The following is an 18,420-nucleotide window of genomic DNA, read 5'->3' on the forward strand; positions in this document are numbered from 1 at the left end:
ATCCGTGCCGTCCGTTCCGGCCGTACGACCGGGAGGACGAACAGCTGTCCGCCCGTAGTTCCGGTTGTCACGAAACGCGCACATTCGATCCGGAGCGGCTGGAGTGGGGCTCGTAGCGCGGCCGGGAGTGTGACGGACCGGTCATCGCGCCACTTCCTCCCCGGGCCCGGAGAGTGCCACCATGGTGGATGAGTCCGGGGACGTCGTCAGGACGCCTCGAGATGACACAAGGAGCAGCAGCAATGACGCATGCCGTTTCGCCTGCCCGCGAAGCTTCCGGCCCCACGCTGTACGGGGGCACGGGCACCCGCCGCCTCACCATCCGCGACCTGGCCCTGGCCAAGGAGCGCGGGGAGAAGTGGCCCATGCTCACGGCGTACGACGCGATGACCGCGTCCGTGTTCGACGAGGCCGGGATCCCGGTGATCCTCGTCGGCGACTCGATGGGCAACTGCCACCTGGGCTACGAGACCACCGTCCCCGTGACGATGGACGAGATGACCCTGCTGTCGGCGGCCGTCGTACGGGGCACCCGCCGCGCCCTGGTCATCGGCGACCTGCCGTTCGGTTCGTACCAGGAAGGCGCCGTACAGGCGCTGCGGAGCGCGACCCGGCTGGTCAAGGAGGCGGGCGTCGGAGCGGTCAAGCTGGAGGGCGGCGAGCGCTCGCTGGCCCAGACCGAGCTGATCGTGCAGTCCGGCATCCCGGTCATGTCCCACCTGGGCCTGACCCCGCAGTCCGTGAACGCCATGGGCTACCGGGTGCAGGGCCGCGGCGACGAGGCCGCGCACCAGCTGCTGCGCGACGCGAAGGCGGCGCAGGACGCGGGTGCGTTCGCGGTGGTGCTGGAGCTGGTCCCGGCCGAGCTGGCCGCGGAGGTCACCCGGTCGCTGCACATCCCGACGGTCGGCATCGGCGCGGGTGCGGAGTGCGACGCGCAGGTGCTGGTGTGGACCGACATGATGGGCCTGACCGGGGGCAAGATGCCCAAGTTCGTCAAGCAGTACGCGAACCTCCGTCAGACCATGGGTGACGCGGCGAAGGCCTTCGCCGAGGACGTGACCGGCGGATCGTTCCCGCAGCCGGAGCACGCCTTCCACTGAGGGATCCTGCCCGCCTTCCACCGGGGGCTCCACCGGCCCCTCCGATCCCGTCTGACAGCCCGTCGGCTCCGGTGCCGGCGGGCTGTCGCCCCTCCCGGGGGCGCGGCAGGGGGAGCCGGGGGAGCCGCCGCAGGGGCCGCCGGACGCGCGTGGTCTCGGCCCGTCGGCCGCCCGTCGGTTCGCTGTCGGTCCTCTGTCGGCGGTTTGTCAGTGGTCGATGGTCCCATGGTGGACATGACGCGAAACGACAAGAATCCCCTGAACGGCTCGCACGCCGTAGAGGTGCGGGGGCTGGTCAAGCACTACGGCGAGACCAAGGCCCTCGACGGCGTGGACCTCGACGTGCGCGAGGGAACCGTCCTCGGGGTCCTCGGCCCCAACGGCGCCGGCAAGACCACCCTGGTCCGCATCCTGTCCACCCTGATCACCCCGGATGCCGGGACGGCGACGGTCGCCGGCTTCGACGTGGTCCGCCAGCCGCGGCAACTGCGCCGCACCATAGGCCTGACCGGCCAGTACGCCTCGGTCGACGAGAAGCTCTCCGGCTGGGAGAACCTCTACATGATCGGCCGGCTGCTGGACCTGCCCCGCAAGGAGGCCCGGTCCCGCGCCGACGAGCTGCTGGAGCGGTTCTCGCTCACCGAGGCCGCCAAGAAGGCCGCGATGCACTATTCCGGCGGCATGCGGCGCCGGCTCGACCTGGCGGCGTCGATGATCGGCCGCCCGGCCGTCCTCTACTTGGACGAGCCGACCACCGGCCTCGACCCCCGTACCCGCAACGAGGTGTGGGACGAGGTGCAGCGGATGGTCGCGGAGGGCGCGACCGTCCTGCTGACCACCCAGTACATGGAGGAGGCCGAGCAGCTCGCCAACGAGCTGACGGTCATCGACCGGGGCAAGGTCATCGCCAAGGGCAAGGTCGACGAGCTGAAGGCCCGGGTCGGCGGCCGCACCCTGCGCATCCGGCCCGTCGCCTCCGCCGAGCTGCCGGGCATGGCCCGGGCGTTGGCCGAGGCGGGGCTGGACGGGGTGGCCGGCTCCCAGGCCGTGCCCGACGAGGGCGTGCTGCTGGTGCCGATCCTCAGCGACGAGCAGCTGACCGCGGTGGTCGGCCTGCTGGCAGCCCGCGGGTACGCGATCGCCGACCTCGGCACCTACCTCCCCAGCCTCGACGAGGTGTTCCTTTCCATCACCGGCCAGAAGCCCTCTTCCGAGGACTCCGCCCAGCAGACCGAGGAGGTCGCGGCATGAGCACCGTCACCACGTCCAAGCCCAGTACCCCCGCGGCCGCCCCGGCGGCCACGGCCGCCGGACCGGCCGGCGAGGGCCGGATCGGCCTGCGGGGCAACCTGCGGCACATCGGCGCCCTGGTGCGCCGCAACACCCTGCAGATCAAGCAGGATCCCGAGTCGATGTTCGACGTCGTGTTCATGCCGATCATCTTCACCCTGCTGTTCGTGTTCGTCTTCGGCGGCGCGATCTCCGGCAAGGGCCAGCAGGAGGCGTACGTCAACTACGTCGTCCCGGGCCTGATGGCCATGATGGGCATGAACATCGCCATGGGCGTCGGTACGGGGGTCAACGACGACTTCAAGAAGGGCGTGATGGACCGCTTCCGGTCCATGCCCATCGCCCGGTCCTCCGTGCTGATAGCCAAGATCGTGGTCGAACTCGGCCGCATGATGGTCGCCATCGCGATCCTGCTCGCCGTCGGCTTCATGCTGGGCCTGTCGATCAAGACCTCCGTACTGGACCTGTTCCTGTCCATCGGGCTGTCCGCCGTGTTCGGCGCCTCTCTGATGTGGATCTTCATCCTGCTCGGTCTGACCATGAAGACCGCGCAGGCCGTCCAGGGCATGGCCATGCTGGTCCTGATGCCGCTCCAGTTCGGCAGCTCGATCTTCGCCCCGCCGTCGACCATGCCGGGCTGGCTGCAGACCTTCACCGACTACAACCCGCTCTCCAACCTGGCCGACGCGGCGCGCGGCCTGATCAACGGCGGCGCGGTCGCCCACCCGGTCTGGGTGACCCTGGCCTGGTCCGTGGCCATCACGCTCGTCACCATGCCGCTCGCGGTGCGCAAGTTCCGCCAGAAGACCTGATCCGGGGGGCCGGTCCGTTTCGGATCGCGTCCCGGGACGGACCTGCCCCGTACGGGGGGCGGATCAGAAGAGGGCGGTGGCCTCCTCCAGGGTGAGGCCGCCGCCTTCGGCGCGAGCCGCCTCGAAGACGGCGTCGCCCAGTACCGCACGCGCCCCTTCCTCGGCGCGGGCGGCGTCGGCGCGTTCGGTGGAGACCGGGACGTGCCCGGGCGGCAGCAGGGCCCGGTAGGCCCCGACCAGCCGGGCCGCGTCGTAGGCGCGCTCGCGGCCGCCCAGTCCGACGAGGGAGACGGCCGCCGTGATCATGAAGACAGCTGGCATCTGCGGCGCGACCATCGTGGCGAGCGGGTCCTGGGCGGCGGCCATGGCCTGCCGGTTCAACGCGAGTGCCTCGCGGTACCTGCCCTCCTGGTTGTCGAGCCAGGCCAGCATCGCCAGCAGGAAGCAGTCGAAGATCGCGTAAGCGCCGGAGGCGAACTCCTCGCGCAGCGAGAGGAGCAGCTCGCGGGCCTGGGGGATGCGGCCGGTGCGGCCGTACACGCCGGCGAGGAACATCCGGGCGGCCGGCATGGCCTCGTTGTTGAACTGCTGGACGATCCCGATGAGCTCGTCGAGGATCGCCTCGGCCTCCTCCACCTGATCGTTCTCGATGAGGCTCCCGGCCCGCCGCACCCGCAGGACGGTGACCTGCGCCTGGGCGCCGAGGCGTTCGGCGTAGTCGACGGCGGCCCGGAAGTCGGCTGCCGCCAGGGCGAATTCACCGCGCTTCTCCAGGGATTCCGCGCGGGCCGACAGGGCTTCGGCGCAGCCCCAGGCGTCGCCGAGCTCCCGGAAGACGGCCAGGCTCTCCTCCGCGTCGCGGGCGGCGTCGCCGCTCCAGTCGGCATGGTTGGCGAGGACGTTGGCGCGCAGCTGGAGGGCGTTGGCGTACGCCCAGCGGTAGCCGAGTTCGCGTGAGGTGTCGACGGTCGCGTCGAGGATGCGCCGGAGCAGGCCCACGTCCCCGTTGATCATGACGGCGAAGATCCAGAAGGTGCCGGGGAACCGGCAGGTCTGCGGGAGACCGGGCTGGTAGACCTGCACGATCGCCTCGACCTGCGTCCGTATCTCGGGACTGCTCCAGTCGGTGCTGGTCTGGTCGCGGGAGGCCATGCACATCATCTGCACGCCTCGCCAGGCTTCGGTGAGCACTTCGCCCGTGTACGGCGGCGGGGAGTCGACGATCAGTTCCAGGACGGGCTCGGCGGGGACGAGGGGCGGGGCGAAGGGGTCGGGGCCGAGGGCGGCGGCGAGGGCGGACCAGTGGCGGCTCTCGGCGCGCAGGTCGTGCATGTGCCAGTACCAGCCCAGGGAGTGCACGAGGCAGAGCACTTCGCCCACGTCCTTGGTGGCGACGGCGCGGCGCAGGGCGGTACGGATGTTCTCGTACTCGACCGCCAGCCGCTCGCCGGCCTCGCGCTGGCCGTGGCCGCGCAGCAGCGGCTCGGTGGTGCGGGCGAGTTCGCGGTAGTGGGTGAGGTGGCGGCGCTCGGTGGCGGCGCGGTCGCCGGGCATGTCGTGGAGGCGCTCGGCCGCGTACTCGGCGACGGTCTCCAGCAGCCGGTAGCGCATGCCGCCGTCCGGGCCCGGGGCGGCGACGACGAGGGACTTGTCCACGAGCGAACCGAGCAGGAAGAGCACGTCGGCGCCGTCCCGCGGGCCGGAGCCGTCCCGGGCGCCGGAGCCGTCCCGGGCGGCAGCCCGGGAGCCGGCGGGCCCGGTCTCACCGGCCCCGGTCTCACCGGCCCCGCCGCAGACGGCTTCGGCGGCGGCCAGGTCGCAGCCGCCCGCGAAGACCGACAGCCTGCGCAGCACGGCCCGTTCGGGGGCGTCGAGCAGGTCCCAGGACCAGTCCACGACGGCGCGCAGCGTCTGCTGGCGCGGCAGGACGGTTCGGGAGCCACTGGTGAGCAGGCGGAACCGGTCGTCCAGCCGGTCGGCGATCTGCCGGGCGGTCAGCAGCCGCAGCCGGGCGGCGGCGAGTTCGATGGCGAGCGGCAGTCCGTCGAGGCGGCGGCAGATCTCGGCGGCGGCCTCCGGGTCGTCCTCCGTCCGGAACCCGGGGCGGGCGGCGGCCCCCCGGTCGGCGAGCAGCCGTAGCGCGACCGGGTCGGGCAGCGGTTCCACCGGACGCAGCGTCTCCCCCGGCACCCCGAGGGGTTCGCGGCTGGTGGCCAGGATGCGTACGCCGGGGCAGCGGGCGAGGAGTTCCTCGGCGAGGGCGGCGGCGGCCTTGACGACGTGTTCGCAGTTGTCCAGGAGCAGCAGGAGCCGCCGTCGTGCGCAGTGGTCGACGAGCCGTTCGAGGGGGTCGTCGCCGTTGCGGTCGGTCAGCGCCCGCAGTTCCTCGGCGGCGGCGCCGCGCAGCTTGGTCTCGCGGGCTCCGAGCGCGGCGAGTACCGCCTCGGGCACGTCTTCGGGGTCGTCCACGGGTGCCAGCTCCACCAGCCACACCCCGTCGGGCAGGCCGTCGGGGGCCTGGGCCTCGGCGGCCTCCTGCGAGAGCCGGGTCTTGCCCGCCCCGCCGGGACCGAGCAGCGTGACGAGGCGGGCGCGGGCGAGGTCGTCGCCGATGACCCGGATGTCCTCCTCGCGGCCGACGAAGGTGGTGAGCCGGGCCCTCAGGTTGCCCCGTACCGGCGCCGGCTCGGGCGGTGCGGGGGCCGGCGCAGGTACGGGGACCGGCGTCGGTACGGGGACCGGCGCGGGGGTCAGCAGTTCGGCGTGCAGGGCACGCAGGGCGGGGCCCGGGTCGGCGCCCAGGCGGTCTGCGAGGTCCCGCCGGACCTGCTCGTAGGCGGCCAGTGCCTCCGCCGGCCGGCCCGCGTCGCGCAGGGCGCGGATCCGCAGCGCCTGCGACGGCTCGTCCAGCGGCTGCTCGGCGCACAGCGCGCCCAGCTCCGGCAGGACCCGCTCCGCCTGCCCCAGCGCGAGGGCCGCCGCCAGCCGGCCCCGGCGCGCGTCCGTCCGTACGGCCTCCCAGCGCGCGGACTCGGCCGCGGGGTCGGGCAGGGAGGCCAGCGCCGGTCCGCGCCACAGGGCGAGGGCCTCGTCGTACAGGGCGGCGGCCCGGGCCGGGTCCGGCTCCGCAGCGGCGCAGCCGGCCAGCCGCTCGAAGCGGTAGAGGTCGATGTCGTCCCGGTCGGCGGCCAGCAGGTAGCCGCCCCCGGCGGAGCGCACGGCCTCGTGCCCCAGAGTGCGCCGCAGCCGGGCCACGAGGGCCTGGAGCGCGGCGATGCCGTCGGCGGGCGGGTCCCCGTCCCAGACCTGGTCGACCAGCAGGTCCGCCGGCACCGTGCGGCCGGGCCGCAGCGCCAGCGCGGTCAGCAGGGCCCGCAGGCGCGCTCCGCCGACGGCGACGGGGGTCCCGTCGTCGCGAGTGGCCTGGGCGGTGCCGAGAATCGCGTAACGCACCGGCCCATTGTCGCTGCCCGGGCCCCCGGGCCCGACCGATTTACCGGCCGGGATAGGTTTCGCCGCATGAGTCACCAGGGGAGCCGCTCCGAGCGGCGGGTCAGTTCCGTGTTTCTGGGCATCGTCGCCGTCATGGCGGTCACCGGCTGGGCCGTGTGGACCGGCTACGCGACGAGCCCCGGGCTCGCCGTGTTCCTCTTCGTGACGTCCGCGTGGGTGGTCTCCCTGTGCCTGCACGAGTACGCGCACGCCCGTACCGCCCTGCACGGCGGTGACATCTCGGTGGGGGCCAAGGGCTACCTGACGCTGAATCCGCTCAAGTACACGCACGCGCTCCTCAGCATCGTGCTGCCGGTGGTGTTCGTGATCCTGGGCGGTCTGGGCCTGCCCGGCGGCGCCGTGTACATCGAGCGGGACAGGATCCGCGGCCGTTGGAAGCACAGCCTCGTCTCGGCGGCGGGCCCGCTGACCAACGTGCTGTTCGCGGCCGTGTGCACGGCGCCGTTCTGGCTGCACGCCCTCGACGGCGTGCCCCTCGTCTTCCGCTTCGCCCTGGCCTTCCTCGCGCTGCTCCAGGTCTCGGCGGCGATCTTGAACTTCCTGCCGGTCCCGGGGCTGGACGGCTACGGGGTCATCGAGCCCTGGCTGTCCCAGCGGGTGCGCCGCGAGGTGGCGCCGCTCGCACCTTTCGCCCTGATCGGCGTGTTCGCGCTGCTGTGGATCCCCGAGGTGAACGTGTTCTTCTTCGACCGGGTCACCGATGTCCTCGGCGCGCTGGGCGTGTCCGACCTGGAGACGTACTGCGGCCACAACCTCTACCGCTTCTGGCAGGAGACCGACGGCTACTGCACGCTCCCGTAGCGCCGGGCCGCTTCACTGCGATTACAGTCCATGACCATGATCAATGGGGAGCAGGAGTCGCCGGAGCCGTCGGTGCGGGACACGGTGGAGCTCCGGGCAGCGGACGTGGACCGGGAAGCGGTGGCCGAGCAGCTGCGGGTCGCCGCCGGTGAGGGCCGGCTCGGCCTCGCCGAGTTGGAGGAGCGGCTCGATCGCGCGTACGCCGCGAAGACCTACGGCGAACTGGACGTGCTGGTGGCCGACTTGCCGCAGGGGCGGGGTTCGGGGGTACGTCCCGGGACCGAAGCGGACACGCTCGTCCTCAAGACCGGTATGAGCAGCATCAAGCAGCACGGCCGGTGGACGGTCCCGCGCAGGATCGTCGCCGAGTGCAAGATGCTGAGCATCGTGATCGACTTCACCGAGGCGATCTGCCTGCACGGTGAGGTCACCGTCGAGGCGCGGTGCGGATCGGGCAGCATCCAGCTGGTCGTCCCGCAGGGCTGGGCGGTGCGCATCGACGGGTCGAGCACCAATACGGCGCACATCGCCAACCAGGTCTCGGCGCCCGCGGACCCGGCCGCCCCGGTGCTCACGGTCGTCGGGCACCCACGGACCGGCCGCATCAAGATCAAGCAGCCCCGCCGCAAGGGCTAGCGGGCGTCCGGCGGCCGGTCAGGCCTGCTTCTCCGCCTTGGCCTTGCGGACGTAGTACCAGGCCATGTTGGAGGTCAGACCGGCCAGCAGGACCCAGACGATCCCGAGGAAGCTGCCCTCCACGAAGGCGACCACGGCCGCGGCCACGGACATGAGGCAGACGACAACGGCGAACACGGCAAGGCGGGGCATGCGGCAGAGCTCCTCGGCGGCACAGAAGGGGTCGAGCCCCTCCAGTGTCCCCCATCCCCACCCACCCGCCGCCCTCACCCGTCCCACCGCTGACCGCCGGGTGCATATCATCGCATTTTCCTCTTCAGCCGCTCTTTCGCCCGGCACCCCGTTACGGTTCGCCGGGGGCTGTGTCCACAGGGGCGAAGCCGGCGAACGGGGGGACACATGCAGGAGATCTCCAAGGGCGCGAACGTCAGTCTGACCGCTCTCAGCGAGGACGCCGGAGCGGTTGTCGTGAGCCTTGGCTGGACGAGTGCATCGGGAGCCGGAGACGCTGACGTCTCCGTTCTGCTGCTGGACGCGAGTGGCAAGATCCGCAGCGAGAACGACTTCTACTTCTACAACCACCCGGCCGCCGCCGACGGCAGCGTGCGGCTGCTCGGCAAGGCTCCGACCGAGAGCGGTGACGAGGACCGCATCAGCCTGGATCTGACGGCGGTGCCGGAGGACGTCACACGGATCGTCGTTGCGGCCAGCCAGTACGGCGGCGCGCGCTTCGGGGACCTCGACGATCTGCGGATGACGGTCGCGGACCGGTCCGGGGAGGCGCTGGTCGGATTCTCCATCGACGACGCGGGCCCCGAGACGGCGTTCATCTTCGGTGAGCTGTACCGGCGAGGCGACGAATGGAAGTTCCGGGCCGTGGGCCAGGGGTACGAAACCGGTCTGGCCGGTCTCGCCACCGACTTCGGCATCGTGGTGCTCGACGACAGCGAGGAGCCCGAACAGACCGGAGCCACCGAACACGCCGAAGGCACCACGGCCATCGAGGGACCCGAGGACGCCGACGGAGCGAAAGCGCCCGGCCCCTTGACGAGCAAGGAAGCGGAAGCGCCGCAAGCACCGGTTGGTTCGGCGGCCCCGGAAGGCGCCGGGGCCGAAGCCGCGAGCATCCCCGCGCAGCGTTCCAAGGGGCCCCGGACCACCAAGAAGAAGGTCACGCTCCCCAAGGACCAGAAGTCGCTCGCCGAGAGCGACGCTTGGCAGATGGCGCGTCTGTTTCCGGTCCCCTCGCTCAAGAGCGACCGTGAACGGGAGGTCCGCGCCACCTCCGTGCTGCTGTCCGTCATGGCCCAGGTGCCCGAACTGGGGCGTCGGCTCACGGCCGCGTTCGGCGCCCCGACGGGCCGCATGCAGACCTTCACCGAGGTGTCCCTCCCCCACGGCGACACCCCGCGCCGGCCGGACGGTGTGATCCGGGTGGAACGTGCCGGGAAGCTGTGGACGGCCCTGGTGGAGACGAAGACCAACGGGAACCCGCTCAAGCCCGAGCAGGTGCAGCAGTACGTGGACATCGCGGCTCGGCGCGGCTACGAGGCCGTGATCACCCTCTCCAACGACGTGGCCCTCGAAGGCTCGGACGTCGTCGACATCAAGATCGACGGACGACGGAAGCACAAGGTCGGTCTCTGGCACCTTTCCTGGGCCGAGGTGGCCCACCAGGCCCAGATGCTGATCCGGCACGAGGGCGTGGGGAACGCAGCACATGCGTGGCTCGTCCAGGAGTTCTTGCAGTACCTCCAGCACGAGAACTCCGGCTGCCACGGCTTCCAGAACATGGGCCCCTCCTGGGTGGCCGTTCGTAACGGCATCGAGGACGAGACGCTCTGCGTCGATGACAGCCGGGCGGTGGACGTCGTGGAGAGCTGGGAGCGGCTCATCCGCCAGACGTGCCTGCGCCTCGGTGGTGAACTGGGCCAGAAGGCGCTGCCGGTGCAGCGGGCCCGGCGCGGTAGCGACCCGAAGGAACGGCGGCTCGCCGCGGCCGAGAGGCTCTGCGCGGACGGGCGACTGACGGCGGAATTCCGGATCGACGGGACGAACAGTGTCGTCGCGGTCACCGCCGACCTGCGGACGGCCAGGATCCGCACGTCAGTGGAAATCCCCGCGCCTGCGGGTTCGTACCCCCTGGCCATGGCGAAGAAGCTGCTGCGGACGCTGGCCGAGGCACCGGCCGATCTTCACGTGGAGACACTGATGGAGGGTGGGAACGGCCCGCGCGGCACGCTGGAACGGCTGCGTCCCGAACCGGGCAATCTACTGCCCAAGGGCGGGGCGCCGGCCACCGGGTTCCGGCTGTCCCTGGTCAAGGGAATGGGGAGTTCCCGGGGCAACACGGATTCGGGCTTCATCCGCAGCGTGGATGACGCCGTGGACCGCTTCTATCACGGCGTCATCGCACAGCTGGGCGTGCTGGACGGGCGTTCCGCGCGACGCGGCTGACCGCCGGGCAGGGTGGGTCCGGGGTCAGACGTCCGTGATGCGCAGGGCCGCGTGGGACTTGTAGCGGCGGTTCGTGGAGATGAGGTTGGCGACCAGGGCTTCGACCTGGTGGGCGTTGCGCAGGCGGCCCGCGAAGACGCCGCGCATGCCCGGGACGCGGGCCGTGAGGGCCTGGACCACGTCGGTGTCGGCGCGGGATTCGCCGAGGACCATCACGTCGGTGTCGATCTCCTCGACCGACTCGTCCTGGAGCAGCACCGCCGAGAGGTGGTGGAAGGCCGCCGTGACCCGGGAGTCGGGGAGCAGGGCCGCGGCCTGCTGGGCGGCGCTGCCCTCGGGGACCTGGAGGGCGTACGCGCCCTGCTTGTCGAAGCCGAGCGGGTTGACGCAGTCCACCACCAGCTTGCCCGCGAGGTCCTCGCGCAGCGCTTCGAGGGTCTTCGCGTGGCCTTCCCACGGCACCGCGATGATCACGATGTCGCTGCGCCGCGCGCACTCGGCGTTGTCCGCGCCCTCCACGCCCAGGCCCAGTTCCCCGGCGGCGGCCCGCGCGCGGTCGGCGGCGCGGGAGCCGATGATCACCTTCTGGCCGGCCCGGGCGAAGCGGTAGGCCAGGCCGCGGCCCTGGTCACCGGTGCCGCCGAGGACGCCGACGACGAGGCCCGAGACGTCCGGCAGGTCCCAGGGGTCCTTGGCCGGCGGCTTCTGCGTGCTGTCTGAGGTAGTCATGGGGGCAAAGGTACTGCCGAGTACCGTCCCCCCCACCCGTCGGGAGGCATCCCGGGGAAGTGCCCACCGTACCGACCGCGTCTGCGGCAGGATGCCGCCATGGACGCCGTGAGGGTCGCGCTGCTGCGCGAGGTGCTCGCCGGTACGCAGTGGCCCGGCGCCGCGCGCCGGTTCGCCGGTGCGCTTCGCCGCTCGGTCGTACCGGCCGGAGGGAACCTGCTGCTGGTGGGCACCGAGCGGTACGAGCCCTGGCACCTGGCCGCCCACCTGGTGGACGAGGCCGCCTGGTCGGGACTGCCCCAGCTGGCGCCGACCCTCGTACGCCACCTGGTGCGGCCGGGTGAACCGCCGCACCTGTCGGTGGGGCTGAGCCGGCTGGAGGCGGCCCGGCGCGGGCACACCCTGCTGGTGGTCGCCCCGGAACAGCCGGGCGGGGGTCTGCTGGAGCGCGTCCACGACGCCCGCCGGGCCGGGGCGACCGTACTGTCCCTGGACGGCGGGGACCCCGACCTGGGCACGCTGGCCCACGAGGCGCTGTCGGTGCCGGACGCCACCGCCGAGCTGGACCTGGACACCGTGCAGCACCTGGTGAGCGCGGCGGCCGGGGAGAACCACCTGCCCGGGCCGCGCGGCGGGCCGCGCCGGCTGCGGGACCGGCTGGCGCGGCTGGCCGACCAGCTCACCGCGCCGCCACCCAGCCGCTGGTAGGCCGCGCGGCGGGGCGCCGGTCCGGGCCTAGGGAGAGGGCGCGCTCCCGTCCGGTCCGTCCGGTCCGCCGCCGTCGCCGGTCTTGTCGTTCCACTTGGGGTCGTTCTGCCACTCCAGGTTCCGCTCCTCGGCGGTCTCCATGGCGTGGGCCGCCTCCTCGGGGCTGGAGTACGGGCCGAACCGGTCCTTGGCCGGGCACTCGGGGCCTTCCTCGACCTTGTGGTGGACCAGGCAGTAGTACCACTCGCCCGGTTTGCCCGTCTGGCGCTTCTTGAACAGGGCCATCGTCCGCCGGCTCCTCTCGTTGCGGCTCCCGCCGCTCTCTGTCGCCATGCTGCCCCATCCCCGCTGGATACACTCGCTTGCATGTCTGGCCAGTCGCTGCTCGTACCCGGCGAGCTCTCCCCCGCCCGTTCCGTTCCCGGCAACATCCGCCGGCCCGAGTACGTGGGCAAACCCGGGCCCACGCCCTACACCGGACCGGAGGTGCAGACGCCCGAGACCATCGAGGCGATGCGCACCGCCGGCCGGATCGCCGCCCGGGCGATGGAAGAGGCCGCCAAGCACATCGCGCCGGGCGTGACCACCGACGAGCTGGACCGGGTCGCGCACGAGTTCATGTGCGACCACGGTGCCTACCCCTCGACGCTCGGCTACCGCGGCTTCCCGAAGTCCCTGTGCGCCTCGGTCAACGAGGTCATCTGTCACGGGATCCCCGACTCGACCGTCCTGCGGGACGGCGACATCGTGAACCTCGACGTGACCGCGTACATCGGCGGCGTCCACGGCGACAACAACGCCACCTACCTGTGCGGCGAGGTGGACGAGGAGTCGCGCCTGCTGGTGGAGCGCACCCGCGAGTCCCTGAACCGGGCCATCAAGGCGGTCAAGCCGGGCCGCCAGATCAACGTCATCGGCCGGGTCATCGAGTCGTACGCGAAGCGTTTCGGCTACGGCGTGGTCCGGGACTTCACGGGGCACGGCATCAACACGTCGTTCCACTCGGGCCTGATCATCCCGCACTACGACAGCCCGCACGCGACCACCGTCATCGAGCCCGGCATGACCTTCACCATCGAGCCGATGCTGACGCTGGGCACGCACGAGTACGACATGTGGGCCGACGGCTGGACGGTCGTCACCAAGGACCGCAAGCGCACCGCGCAGTTCGAGCACACGCTGGTCGTGACCGACTCCGGGGCGGAGATCCTGACCCTGCCGTAGCGGAGCGGGCGGCAGCAGGCGGCGCGGCGGCATGAGCGGCAGCGGGCGGCAGCGGGCGGCGGACGAGGTTTTTGCCGACACGGCGTCGGGAAGACTGGTGGGGAGACCGGGCGGGGCGGCGGGGCCGCCGTGCCCGCGCCCGCCGACGCCCGTCCTCGTGACGCCCGCTCCTCCTACGCGAACCCTCGGAGGTCCGCCTTGGACGCCTTCTCCACGGCCATCCGTGTCGCCTCGCACGAGCAGCACACCGAGGCCGAGACCTCGACGTTCATGAGCGACCTGCTGGGCGGCCGGCTCGGCGTGGCCGCGTACGCCCGCTACACCGAGCAGCTGTGGTTCGTGTACCGGGCGCTGGAGGACGCGGCCGAGGCGCTCGAGGGCGATCCGGTCGCGGGGCCGTTCATCCGGCCGGAGCTGATGCGCGTCGCGCAGATCGAGCGGGATCTGGCGCACCTGCGCGGCCCGGGGTGGCGCGAGACCGTCACCGCCCTGCCCGCGACGCGGGCGTACGCGGACCGGGTGGCCCGGTGCGCGGCGACCTGGCCCGGCGGGTACGTCGCCCACCACTACACCCGCTACCTGGGCGACCTCTCGGGCGGCCAGATCATCCGGGACAGGGCGGAGCGGACCTGGGGCTTCGAGCGCCGGGGCGACGGGGTGCGGTTCTACGTCTTCGCGGACATCGCCAACCCGGCGGCGTTCAAGCGGGGCTACCGGGAGCTGCTCGACGCGATCGCCGCCGACGACCTGGAGAAGCAGCGCATCATCGACGAGTGCAAGCTCGCTTTCGAGCTCAACGGCGCGGTGTTCCGCGAGCTGGGCGAGCAGTTCCCCCTCAGCGCGTAGCCGGCCGCGCGACACGCGTGAGCCGCGGGAGACGCGTGAGCCGCGGGAGACGCACTCACGGCTCCCGGGGCGCGAAGCGGACGCGGCCGCCCAGTTCGACCGTTCCGTCCGGGCCGGGGGCGGTGAGGATCTGGGAGCCCGCGCCCTGGGTGATGTTCAGTGCCCGGTTCAGCTCGGCCGTCAGCAGGACCGCCGCCGAGCCGGTGGCCTCGTCCTCGGTGATCGCCCCGTCCGGGCGGCGGGGGAAGCCGCGGGCCCGGATCCGTCCGGCGGCCTCGTCCTCCCAGGCCCAGGCGTACAGCCAGCCCTCCCCCGGCGGCGGGGAGGGCAGCGCCTCCACCTCCGCGGCGCTCGCGTACTGCTCGGTGCGCTTGCCCTCGACCCATTCGGGGCGGGCGGTGATCCAGGTGAACTCCCCGTCGTCGCGGGCCCACACGGAGCCGGCCGGCGGCTGGAGTTCCTCGATGTCGAGCAGCCAGGCGACCCCGACCAGCGGGTGGCCCGCGAAGGCCATCCGGGTGCCGGGCGTGCGGATGTCCACGACCCCGCGTTCGGGGTCGTCGACGAAGACCGTCTCGCTGTATCCGAGCTCCGCCGCAAGGGCCTGCCGGGAGGCGTCGTCGGGGCAGCTGCGGCCGTCGCGCACGACTCCGAGCAGGTTGCCGTGACGGCCGTCGCCCGCGCAGAAGACGGCGAGCACGTCGAGATCATTCACCCCGGCATTCAAGCACGGGCTCCCTCCTTTGCCTCCGCTTGACCTTCCCGTGGCTCGCCCGTGAGGGCTCCGTGACGGCCCCGTGTCCGGCGGGGGGCGGTGTGCGCCGAATCACTGGACGCGCGGCGCGGGGTCAGGTAAGCCTCGGTTAAGTTAGGTCCGCCTCACCCGGCCGCCCCCCATCCGACGGGGCGGCCGTCTGCCGAACGCCAGACCCGCCAGGAGCCCCTATGCGCCCCGCCCGCTTCACCGTCGTCACCGCGGCTGCCGCAGTGGCCGCGCTCACCGCCGTGACCGGCTGCGCCGAGAAGAGCGCGGCGGGTGGCGAGGGCACGCTCCAGGTGGCCGCCTCCGACAGCGCCTGCGGCGTCTCCAAGACGGAGTTCCCCGCGGGCAAGGTCACCATCGAGGTCGACAACAAGGGCTCCAAGGTCACCGAGGTCTACGTCCTCTTCCCGGACGACCGCATCGTCGCCGAGCGCGAGAACATCGGCCCCGGCACCAAGGCCACCATCACCGCCGAGATCAAGGCGGGCGACTACGAGATCGCCTGCAAGCCCGGCATGAAGGGCGACGGCATCCGCCAGAAGGTCAAGGCCACCGGCGGCACCGCGGCCAAACGCAGCCCCGAGCTGGACGCCGCGGTCGCCGACTACCGCAAGTACGTGCAGGCGCAGGCCGACGAGTCCCTGCCCACCACCAATGCCTTCGTGGACGCGGTGAAGGCCGGTGACGTCGAGGCCGCGAAGAAGGCCTACGCCGTCTCCCGCATCGGCTGGGAGCGCACCGAGCCGGTCGCGGAGTCCTTCGGCGACATCGACCCGAAGGTCGACGTCCGCGAGGACGGCCTGGAGGCGGGCCAGGACCCGGCGAAGGACTGGACCGGCTGGCACCGCCTGGAGAAGGCGCTGTGGGCCGACAACAAGATCGGCGACGACGAGAAGAAGCTCGCCGACACCCTGATGACCGACGTGACCGACTGGCAGAAGAAGATCGGCACGGCGGAGATCACCCCCACCTCGATGGCCAACGGCGCCAAGGAGCTCCTCGACGAGGTCGCCACCGGCAAGGTGACGGGTGAGGAAGAGCGCTACAGCCACACCGACCTGGTGGACTTCAAGGCGAACGTCGAGGGTGCGCAGAAGGCGTACGAGCTGCTCAAGCCGGTCGCCGCGAAGAACGACCCGGAGCTCGCCAAGACGCTCGACACCCAGTTCGCCGCGCTGGACGCGCTGCTCGACAAGCACCGCGCGGACAAGAACGGTTACGACTTCACCTCCTACGACAAGGTCGGCGACCCGGAGCGCAAGGAGCTCTCGGACGCCGTGAACGCGCTGGCCGAGCCGCTCTCCAAGCTGGCCGCAGCGGTCACGAAGTAACGGTCGGGAACAGCGGAGCAGGCGGGAGGACCGGGATGACTGGCACGGAGCCGGTAGCGGCGGAGCACGACGGCGACGACACCCCCGAGGGGGCGACCGCGCCCTCGCGGCGTGCCGTACTCGGCTGGGGCGGGGCCGGGCTGGCGCTGGGCGCCGCCGCGGCCGGCGGTGCGGTCGCGGCGTTCGGCGGCACGTCGGACGTGGTGCCGGCGGCCTCGGCCGGGGCGGCCGTGCCCTTCCACGGCGAGCACCAGGCCGGCATCGCGAGCGCCGTCCAGGACCGCCTGCACTTCGCGGCCTTCGACGTGAAGACGAAGGACCGCGAGGAGCTGATCAAGCTCCTCAAGGACTGGACGGAGGCGGCCCGGCTGATGACCGCCGGGCACCCCGTCGGCGAGGGCGGCTTCGGCGGCCTCCCGGAGGCCCCGCCGGACGACACGGGTGAGGCGCTGGGCCTCAAGGCGTCCCGGCTGACCCTGACGATCGGTTTCGGGCCGGGCCTGTTCGCCAAGGACCGCTTCGGGCTGGAGGACAAGCGCCCCGAGGCCCTGGTGGACCTGGAGCAGTTCCCCGGCGACAACCTGGACCCGGCCCGCTCCGGCGGCGACCTCTGCGTCCAGGCCTGCGCGGACGACCCGCAGGTCGCGGTGCACGCCATCCGCCAGCTGGCCCGCATCGGCTTCGGCAAGACGGCGGTCCGCTGGTCGCAGCTCGGCTTCGGCAAGACCTCGTCCACCACCCCGGACGCGCAGACCCCGCGCAACATGATGGGCTTCAAGGACGGCACCCGGAACATCTCGGGCACCGACCGGGCGGCACTCGACCAGCACGTCTGGGCGGCCGCGTCCGACGGCAGCCCGTGGATGGCCGGAGGCTCGTACCTGGTCGCCCGCCGCATCCGGATGCACATCGAGACCTGGGACCGCACCTCCCTCCAGGAGCAGGAGGACGTCTTCGGCCGCGACAAGGGCGAGGGCGCCCCCGTCGGCAAGTCGAAGGAGCGCGACGAGCCCTTCCTCAAGGCCATGAAGCCCGAGGCGCACGTCCGCCTCGCCCACCCGGACAGCAACAACGGTGCGAGGATCCTGCGCCGCGGCTACTCCTTCACGGACGGCACGGACGGGCTGGGCCGCCTGGAGGCGGGTCTGTTCTTCCTCGCCTACCAGCGGGACGTCCGCAAGGGCTTCATCCCGGTCCAGCGCAACCTGTCGAAGAACGACGCGCTCAACGAATACATCCAGCACGTGGGTTCGGCCGTCTTCGCCGTCCCGCCGGGCGTCCGCGACAAGGACGACTGGTGGGGCCGGACGCTGTTCGCGTAGACCTGTAGACGCGTAGGAGGAACCACGTGTTCAGCAATTACCTGATCGGCCTGCGCGAGGGGCTGGAGGCCAGCCTCGTCGTCTGCATCCTCATCGCCTACCTGGTGAAGACCGGCCACAAGGACAAGCTCGGGCCGCTGTGGCTGGGCGTCGGCCTCGCGGCCGCCCTCAGCCTCGGTTTCGGCGCAGCGCTCGAGTTCGGCACGGAGCAGCTGACGTTCGAGGCGCAGGAGGCGATCGGCGGGTCTCTGTCGGTCGTCGCGGTGGGCCTGGTGACCTGGATGGTCTTCTGGATGAAGCGCACCGCGCGCCACTTGAAGGCGGAGCTCCACGAGAAGCTCGACTCGGCGCTCGCCATGGGCACCGGTGCGCTGGTGACGACGGCGTTCCTGGCCGTGGGCCGCGAGGGCCTGGAGACGTCGCTGTTCGTGTGGCGCTCGGTGAAGGCGGCCGGTGACGGCGCGGGCCCGCTGGCCGGTGTGCTGCTGGGCATCGGCACCTCGGTGCTGCTCGGCTGGCTGTTCTACCGCGGGGCCCTGCGGATCAACCTCGCCAAGTTCTTCACCTGGACCGGCGGCATGCTGGTCGTGGTCGCGGCGGGCGTTCTGGCGTACGGGATCCACGACCTCCAGGAGGCCGGGTTCCTGCCCGGCATCCTGACCAAGGCGTTCGACATCAGCGCGACGATCCCGCCGGACAGCTGGTACGGGACCCTGCTCAAGGGGACGTTCAACTTCCAGCCGGACCCGACCGTGGTCCAGCTCGTGGTGTGGGTGGTGTACCTGCTGACGGTGCTGGGCCTGTTCCTGGCGCCGTCGGCCGTCAAGGGCCGGAGCGGGCAGGGCGAGCCCGCGGACCGGCGGCCGGCGCGGGCGCAGGGCTAGG

The 18,420-nt window shown here is 72.1% G+C and carries 17 protein-coding genes; 12 read left to right on the forward strand and 5 right to left on the reverse strand.

Annotated features, from left to right (window positions below; all coding sequences use genetic code 11):
* Window positions 1–221 precede the first annotated feature (221 nt).
* The 3 genes from panB (at window position 222) to OHA81_RS10175 (ending at window position 3,205) form a co-directional block, all read left to right on the forward strand.
* Window positions 222–1,103 carry a 3-methyl-2-oxobutanoate hydroxymethyltransferase gene (gene panB / locus OHA81_RS10165; protein ID WP_329194788.1) on the forward strand — a complete coding sequence of 294 codons (882 nt, stop codon included), beginning with the start codon at window positions 222–224 and terminating at the stop codon, window positions 1,101–1,103.
* A gap of 225 nt (window positions 1,104–1,328) precedes the next feature.
* Window positions 1,329–2,354 (forward strand): ATP-binding cassette domain-containing protein, encoded by a 1,026-nt coding sequence (locus tag OHA81_RS10170; RefSeq protein ID WP_329194790.1) that lies wholly within the window; start codon window positions 1,329–1,331, stop codon window positions 2,352–2,354.
* Complete coding sequence (locus OHA81_RS10175; RefSeq protein ID WP_329194792.1) at window positions 2,351–3,205, forward strand: ABC transporter permease; 855 nt, start codon at window positions 2,351–2,353, stop codon at window positions 3,203–3,205. Before OHA81_RS10170 ends, OHA81_RS10175 begins: the two co-directional genes overlap by 4 nt.
* A 63-nt stretch (window positions 3,206–3,268) precedes the next feature.
* Here OHA81_RS10175 and OHA81_RS10180 read toward each other — a convergent pair whose 3' ends face one another.
* Window positions 3,269–6,658 carry a BTAD domain-containing putative transcriptional regulator gene (locus OHA81_RS10180; protein ID WP_329194794.1) on the reverse strand — a complete coding sequence of 1,130 codons (3,390 nt, stop codon included), beginning with the start codon at window positions 6,656–6,658 and terminating at the stop codon, window positions 3,269–3,271.
* Window positions 6,659–6,724: 66 nt separating this feature from the next.
* Here OHA81_RS10180 and OHA81_RS10185 point away from each other — a divergent pair, with 66 nt between their 5' ends.
* Both OHA81_RS10185 and OHA81_RS10190 read left to right on the forward strand, forming a co-directional pair.
* On the forward strand, window positions 6,725–7,519 hold the full coding sequence (locus OHA81_RS10185; protein ID WP_329194796.1) for a site-2 protease family protein: 795 nt from the start codon (window positions 6,725–6,727) through the stop codon (window positions 7,517–7,519).
* 30 nt (window positions 7,520–7,549) lie between these two features.
* The gene (locus tag OHA81_RS10190) at window positions 7,550–8,155 is read left to right on the forward strand and encodes a DUF1707 SHOCT-like domain-containing protein (protein WP_329194799.1); all 606 of its coding nucleotides are present in this window, start codon (window positions 7,550–7,552) and stop codon (window positions 8,153–8,155) included.
* Between the two features lie 18 nt (window positions 8,156–8,173).
* Here the strand turns inward: OHA81_RS10190 and OHA81_RS10195 are convergent, their stop codons facing one another.
* Window positions 8,174–8,347 carry a hypothetical protein gene (locus tag OHA81_RS10195; RefSeq protein WP_329194801.1) on the reverse strand — a complete coding sequence of 58 codons (174 nt, stop codon included), beginning with the start codon at window positions 8,345–8,347 and terminating at the stop codon, window positions 8,174–8,176.
* A gap of 207 nt (window positions 8,348–8,554) precedes the next feature.
* Here OHA81_RS10195 and OHA81_RS10200 point away from each other — a divergent pair, with 207 nt between their 5' ends.
* On the forward strand, window positions 8,555–10,612 hold the full coding sequence (locus OHA81_RS10200) for a TerD family protein (RefSeq protein ID WP_329194803.1): 2,058 nt from the start codon (window positions 8,555–8,557) through the stop codon (window positions 10,610–10,612).
* A 24-nt stretch (window positions 10,613–10,636) separates the two neighbouring features.
* On the opposite strand, the gene npdG is transcribed toward OHA81_RS10200, so the two are convergent.
* Complete coding sequence (npdG, locus tag OHA81_RS10205; RefSeq protein WP_329194805.1) at window positions 10,637–11,341, reverse strand: NADPH-dependent F420 reductase; 705 nt, start codon at window positions 11,339–11,341, stop codon at window positions 10,637–10,639.
* Window positions 11,342–11,440: 99 nt separating this feature from the next.
* Between npdG and OHA81_RS10210 the strand changes: the two genes are divergently transcribed.
* Window positions 11,441–12,049 carry a hypothetical protein gene (locus tag OHA81_RS10210; RefSeq protein ID WP_329194806.1) on the forward strand — a complete coding sequence of 203 codons (609 nt, stop codon included), beginning with the start codon at window positions 11,441–11,443 and terminating at the stop codon, window positions 12,047–12,049.
* A 27-nt stretch (window positions 12,050–12,076) separates the two neighbouring features.
* Here the strand turns inward: OHA81_RS10210 and OHA81_RS10215 are convergent, their stop codons facing one another.
* Entirely contained in the window at window positions 12,077–12,334 is a 258-nt protein-coding gene (locus OHA81_RS10215) for a hypothetical protein (protein ID WP_329202150.1), read from the reverse strand.
* An 81-nt stretch (window positions 12,335–12,415) separates the two neighbouring features.
* Between OHA81_RS10215 and map the strand changes: the two genes are divergently transcribed.
* Both map and OHA81_RS10225 read left to right on the forward strand, forming a co-directional pair.
* Entirely contained in the window at window positions 12,416–13,273 is an 858-nt protein-coding gene (gene map / locus OHA81_RS10220) for a type I methionyl aminopeptidase (protein WP_329194807.1), read from the forward strand.
* 198 nt (window positions 13,274–13,471) lie between these two features.
* The gene (locus OHA81_RS10225; RefSeq protein WP_329194809.1) at window positions 13,472–14,119 is read left to right on the forward strand and encodes a biliverdin-producing heme oxygenase; all 648 of its coding nucleotides are present in this window, start codon (window positions 13,472–13,474) and stop codon (window positions 14,117–14,119) included.
* Window positions 14,120–14,174: 55 nt separating this feature from the next.
* Here the strand turns inward: OHA81_RS10225 and OHA81_RS10230 are convergent, their stop codons facing one another.
* The gene (locus OHA81_RS10230; RefSeq protein ID WP_329194811.1) at window positions 14,175–14,834 is read right to left on the reverse strand and encodes a PhzF family phenazine biosynthesis protein; all 660 of its coding nucleotides are present in this window, start codon (window positions 14,832–14,834) and stop codon (window positions 14,175–14,177) included.
* Window positions 14,835–15,064: 230 nt separating this feature from the next.
* Here OHA81_RS10230 and efeO point away from each other — a divergent pair, with 230 nt between their 5' ends.
* Genes efeO through efeU form a run of 3 tightly spaced genes read left to right on the forward strand, consistent with a single transcriptional unit; the run spans window position 15,065 to window position 18,419 of the window.
* A complete protein-coding gene (efeO, locus tag OHA81_RS10235; RefSeq protein WP_329194813.1) occupies window positions 15,065–16,213 on the forward strand; it encodes an iron uptake system protein EfeO in 1,149 nt (382 codons plus the stop codon).
* 35 nt (window positions 16,214–16,248) lie between these two features.
* Window positions 16,249–17,535 carry an iron uptake transporter deferrochelatase/peroxidase subunit gene (gene efeB / locus OHA81_RS10240; protein WP_329194815.1) on the forward strand — a complete coding sequence of 429 codons (1,287 nt, stop codon included), beginning with the start codon at window positions 16,249–16,251 and terminating at the stop codon, window positions 17,533–17,535.
* 26 nt (window positions 17,536–17,561) lie between these two features.
* Entirely contained in the window at window positions 17,562–18,419 is an 858-nt protein-coding gene (efeU, locus tag OHA81_RS10245; RefSeq protein WP_329194817.1) for an iron uptake transporter permease EfeU, read from the forward strand.
* Window position 18,420: the final 1 nt, after the last annotated feature.

Source organism: Streptomyces sp. NBC_00667 (assembly GCF_036226825.1).
Taxonomy (GTDB): domain Bacteria; phylum Actinomycetota; class Actinomycetes; order Streptomycetales; family Streptomycetaceae; genus Streptomyces.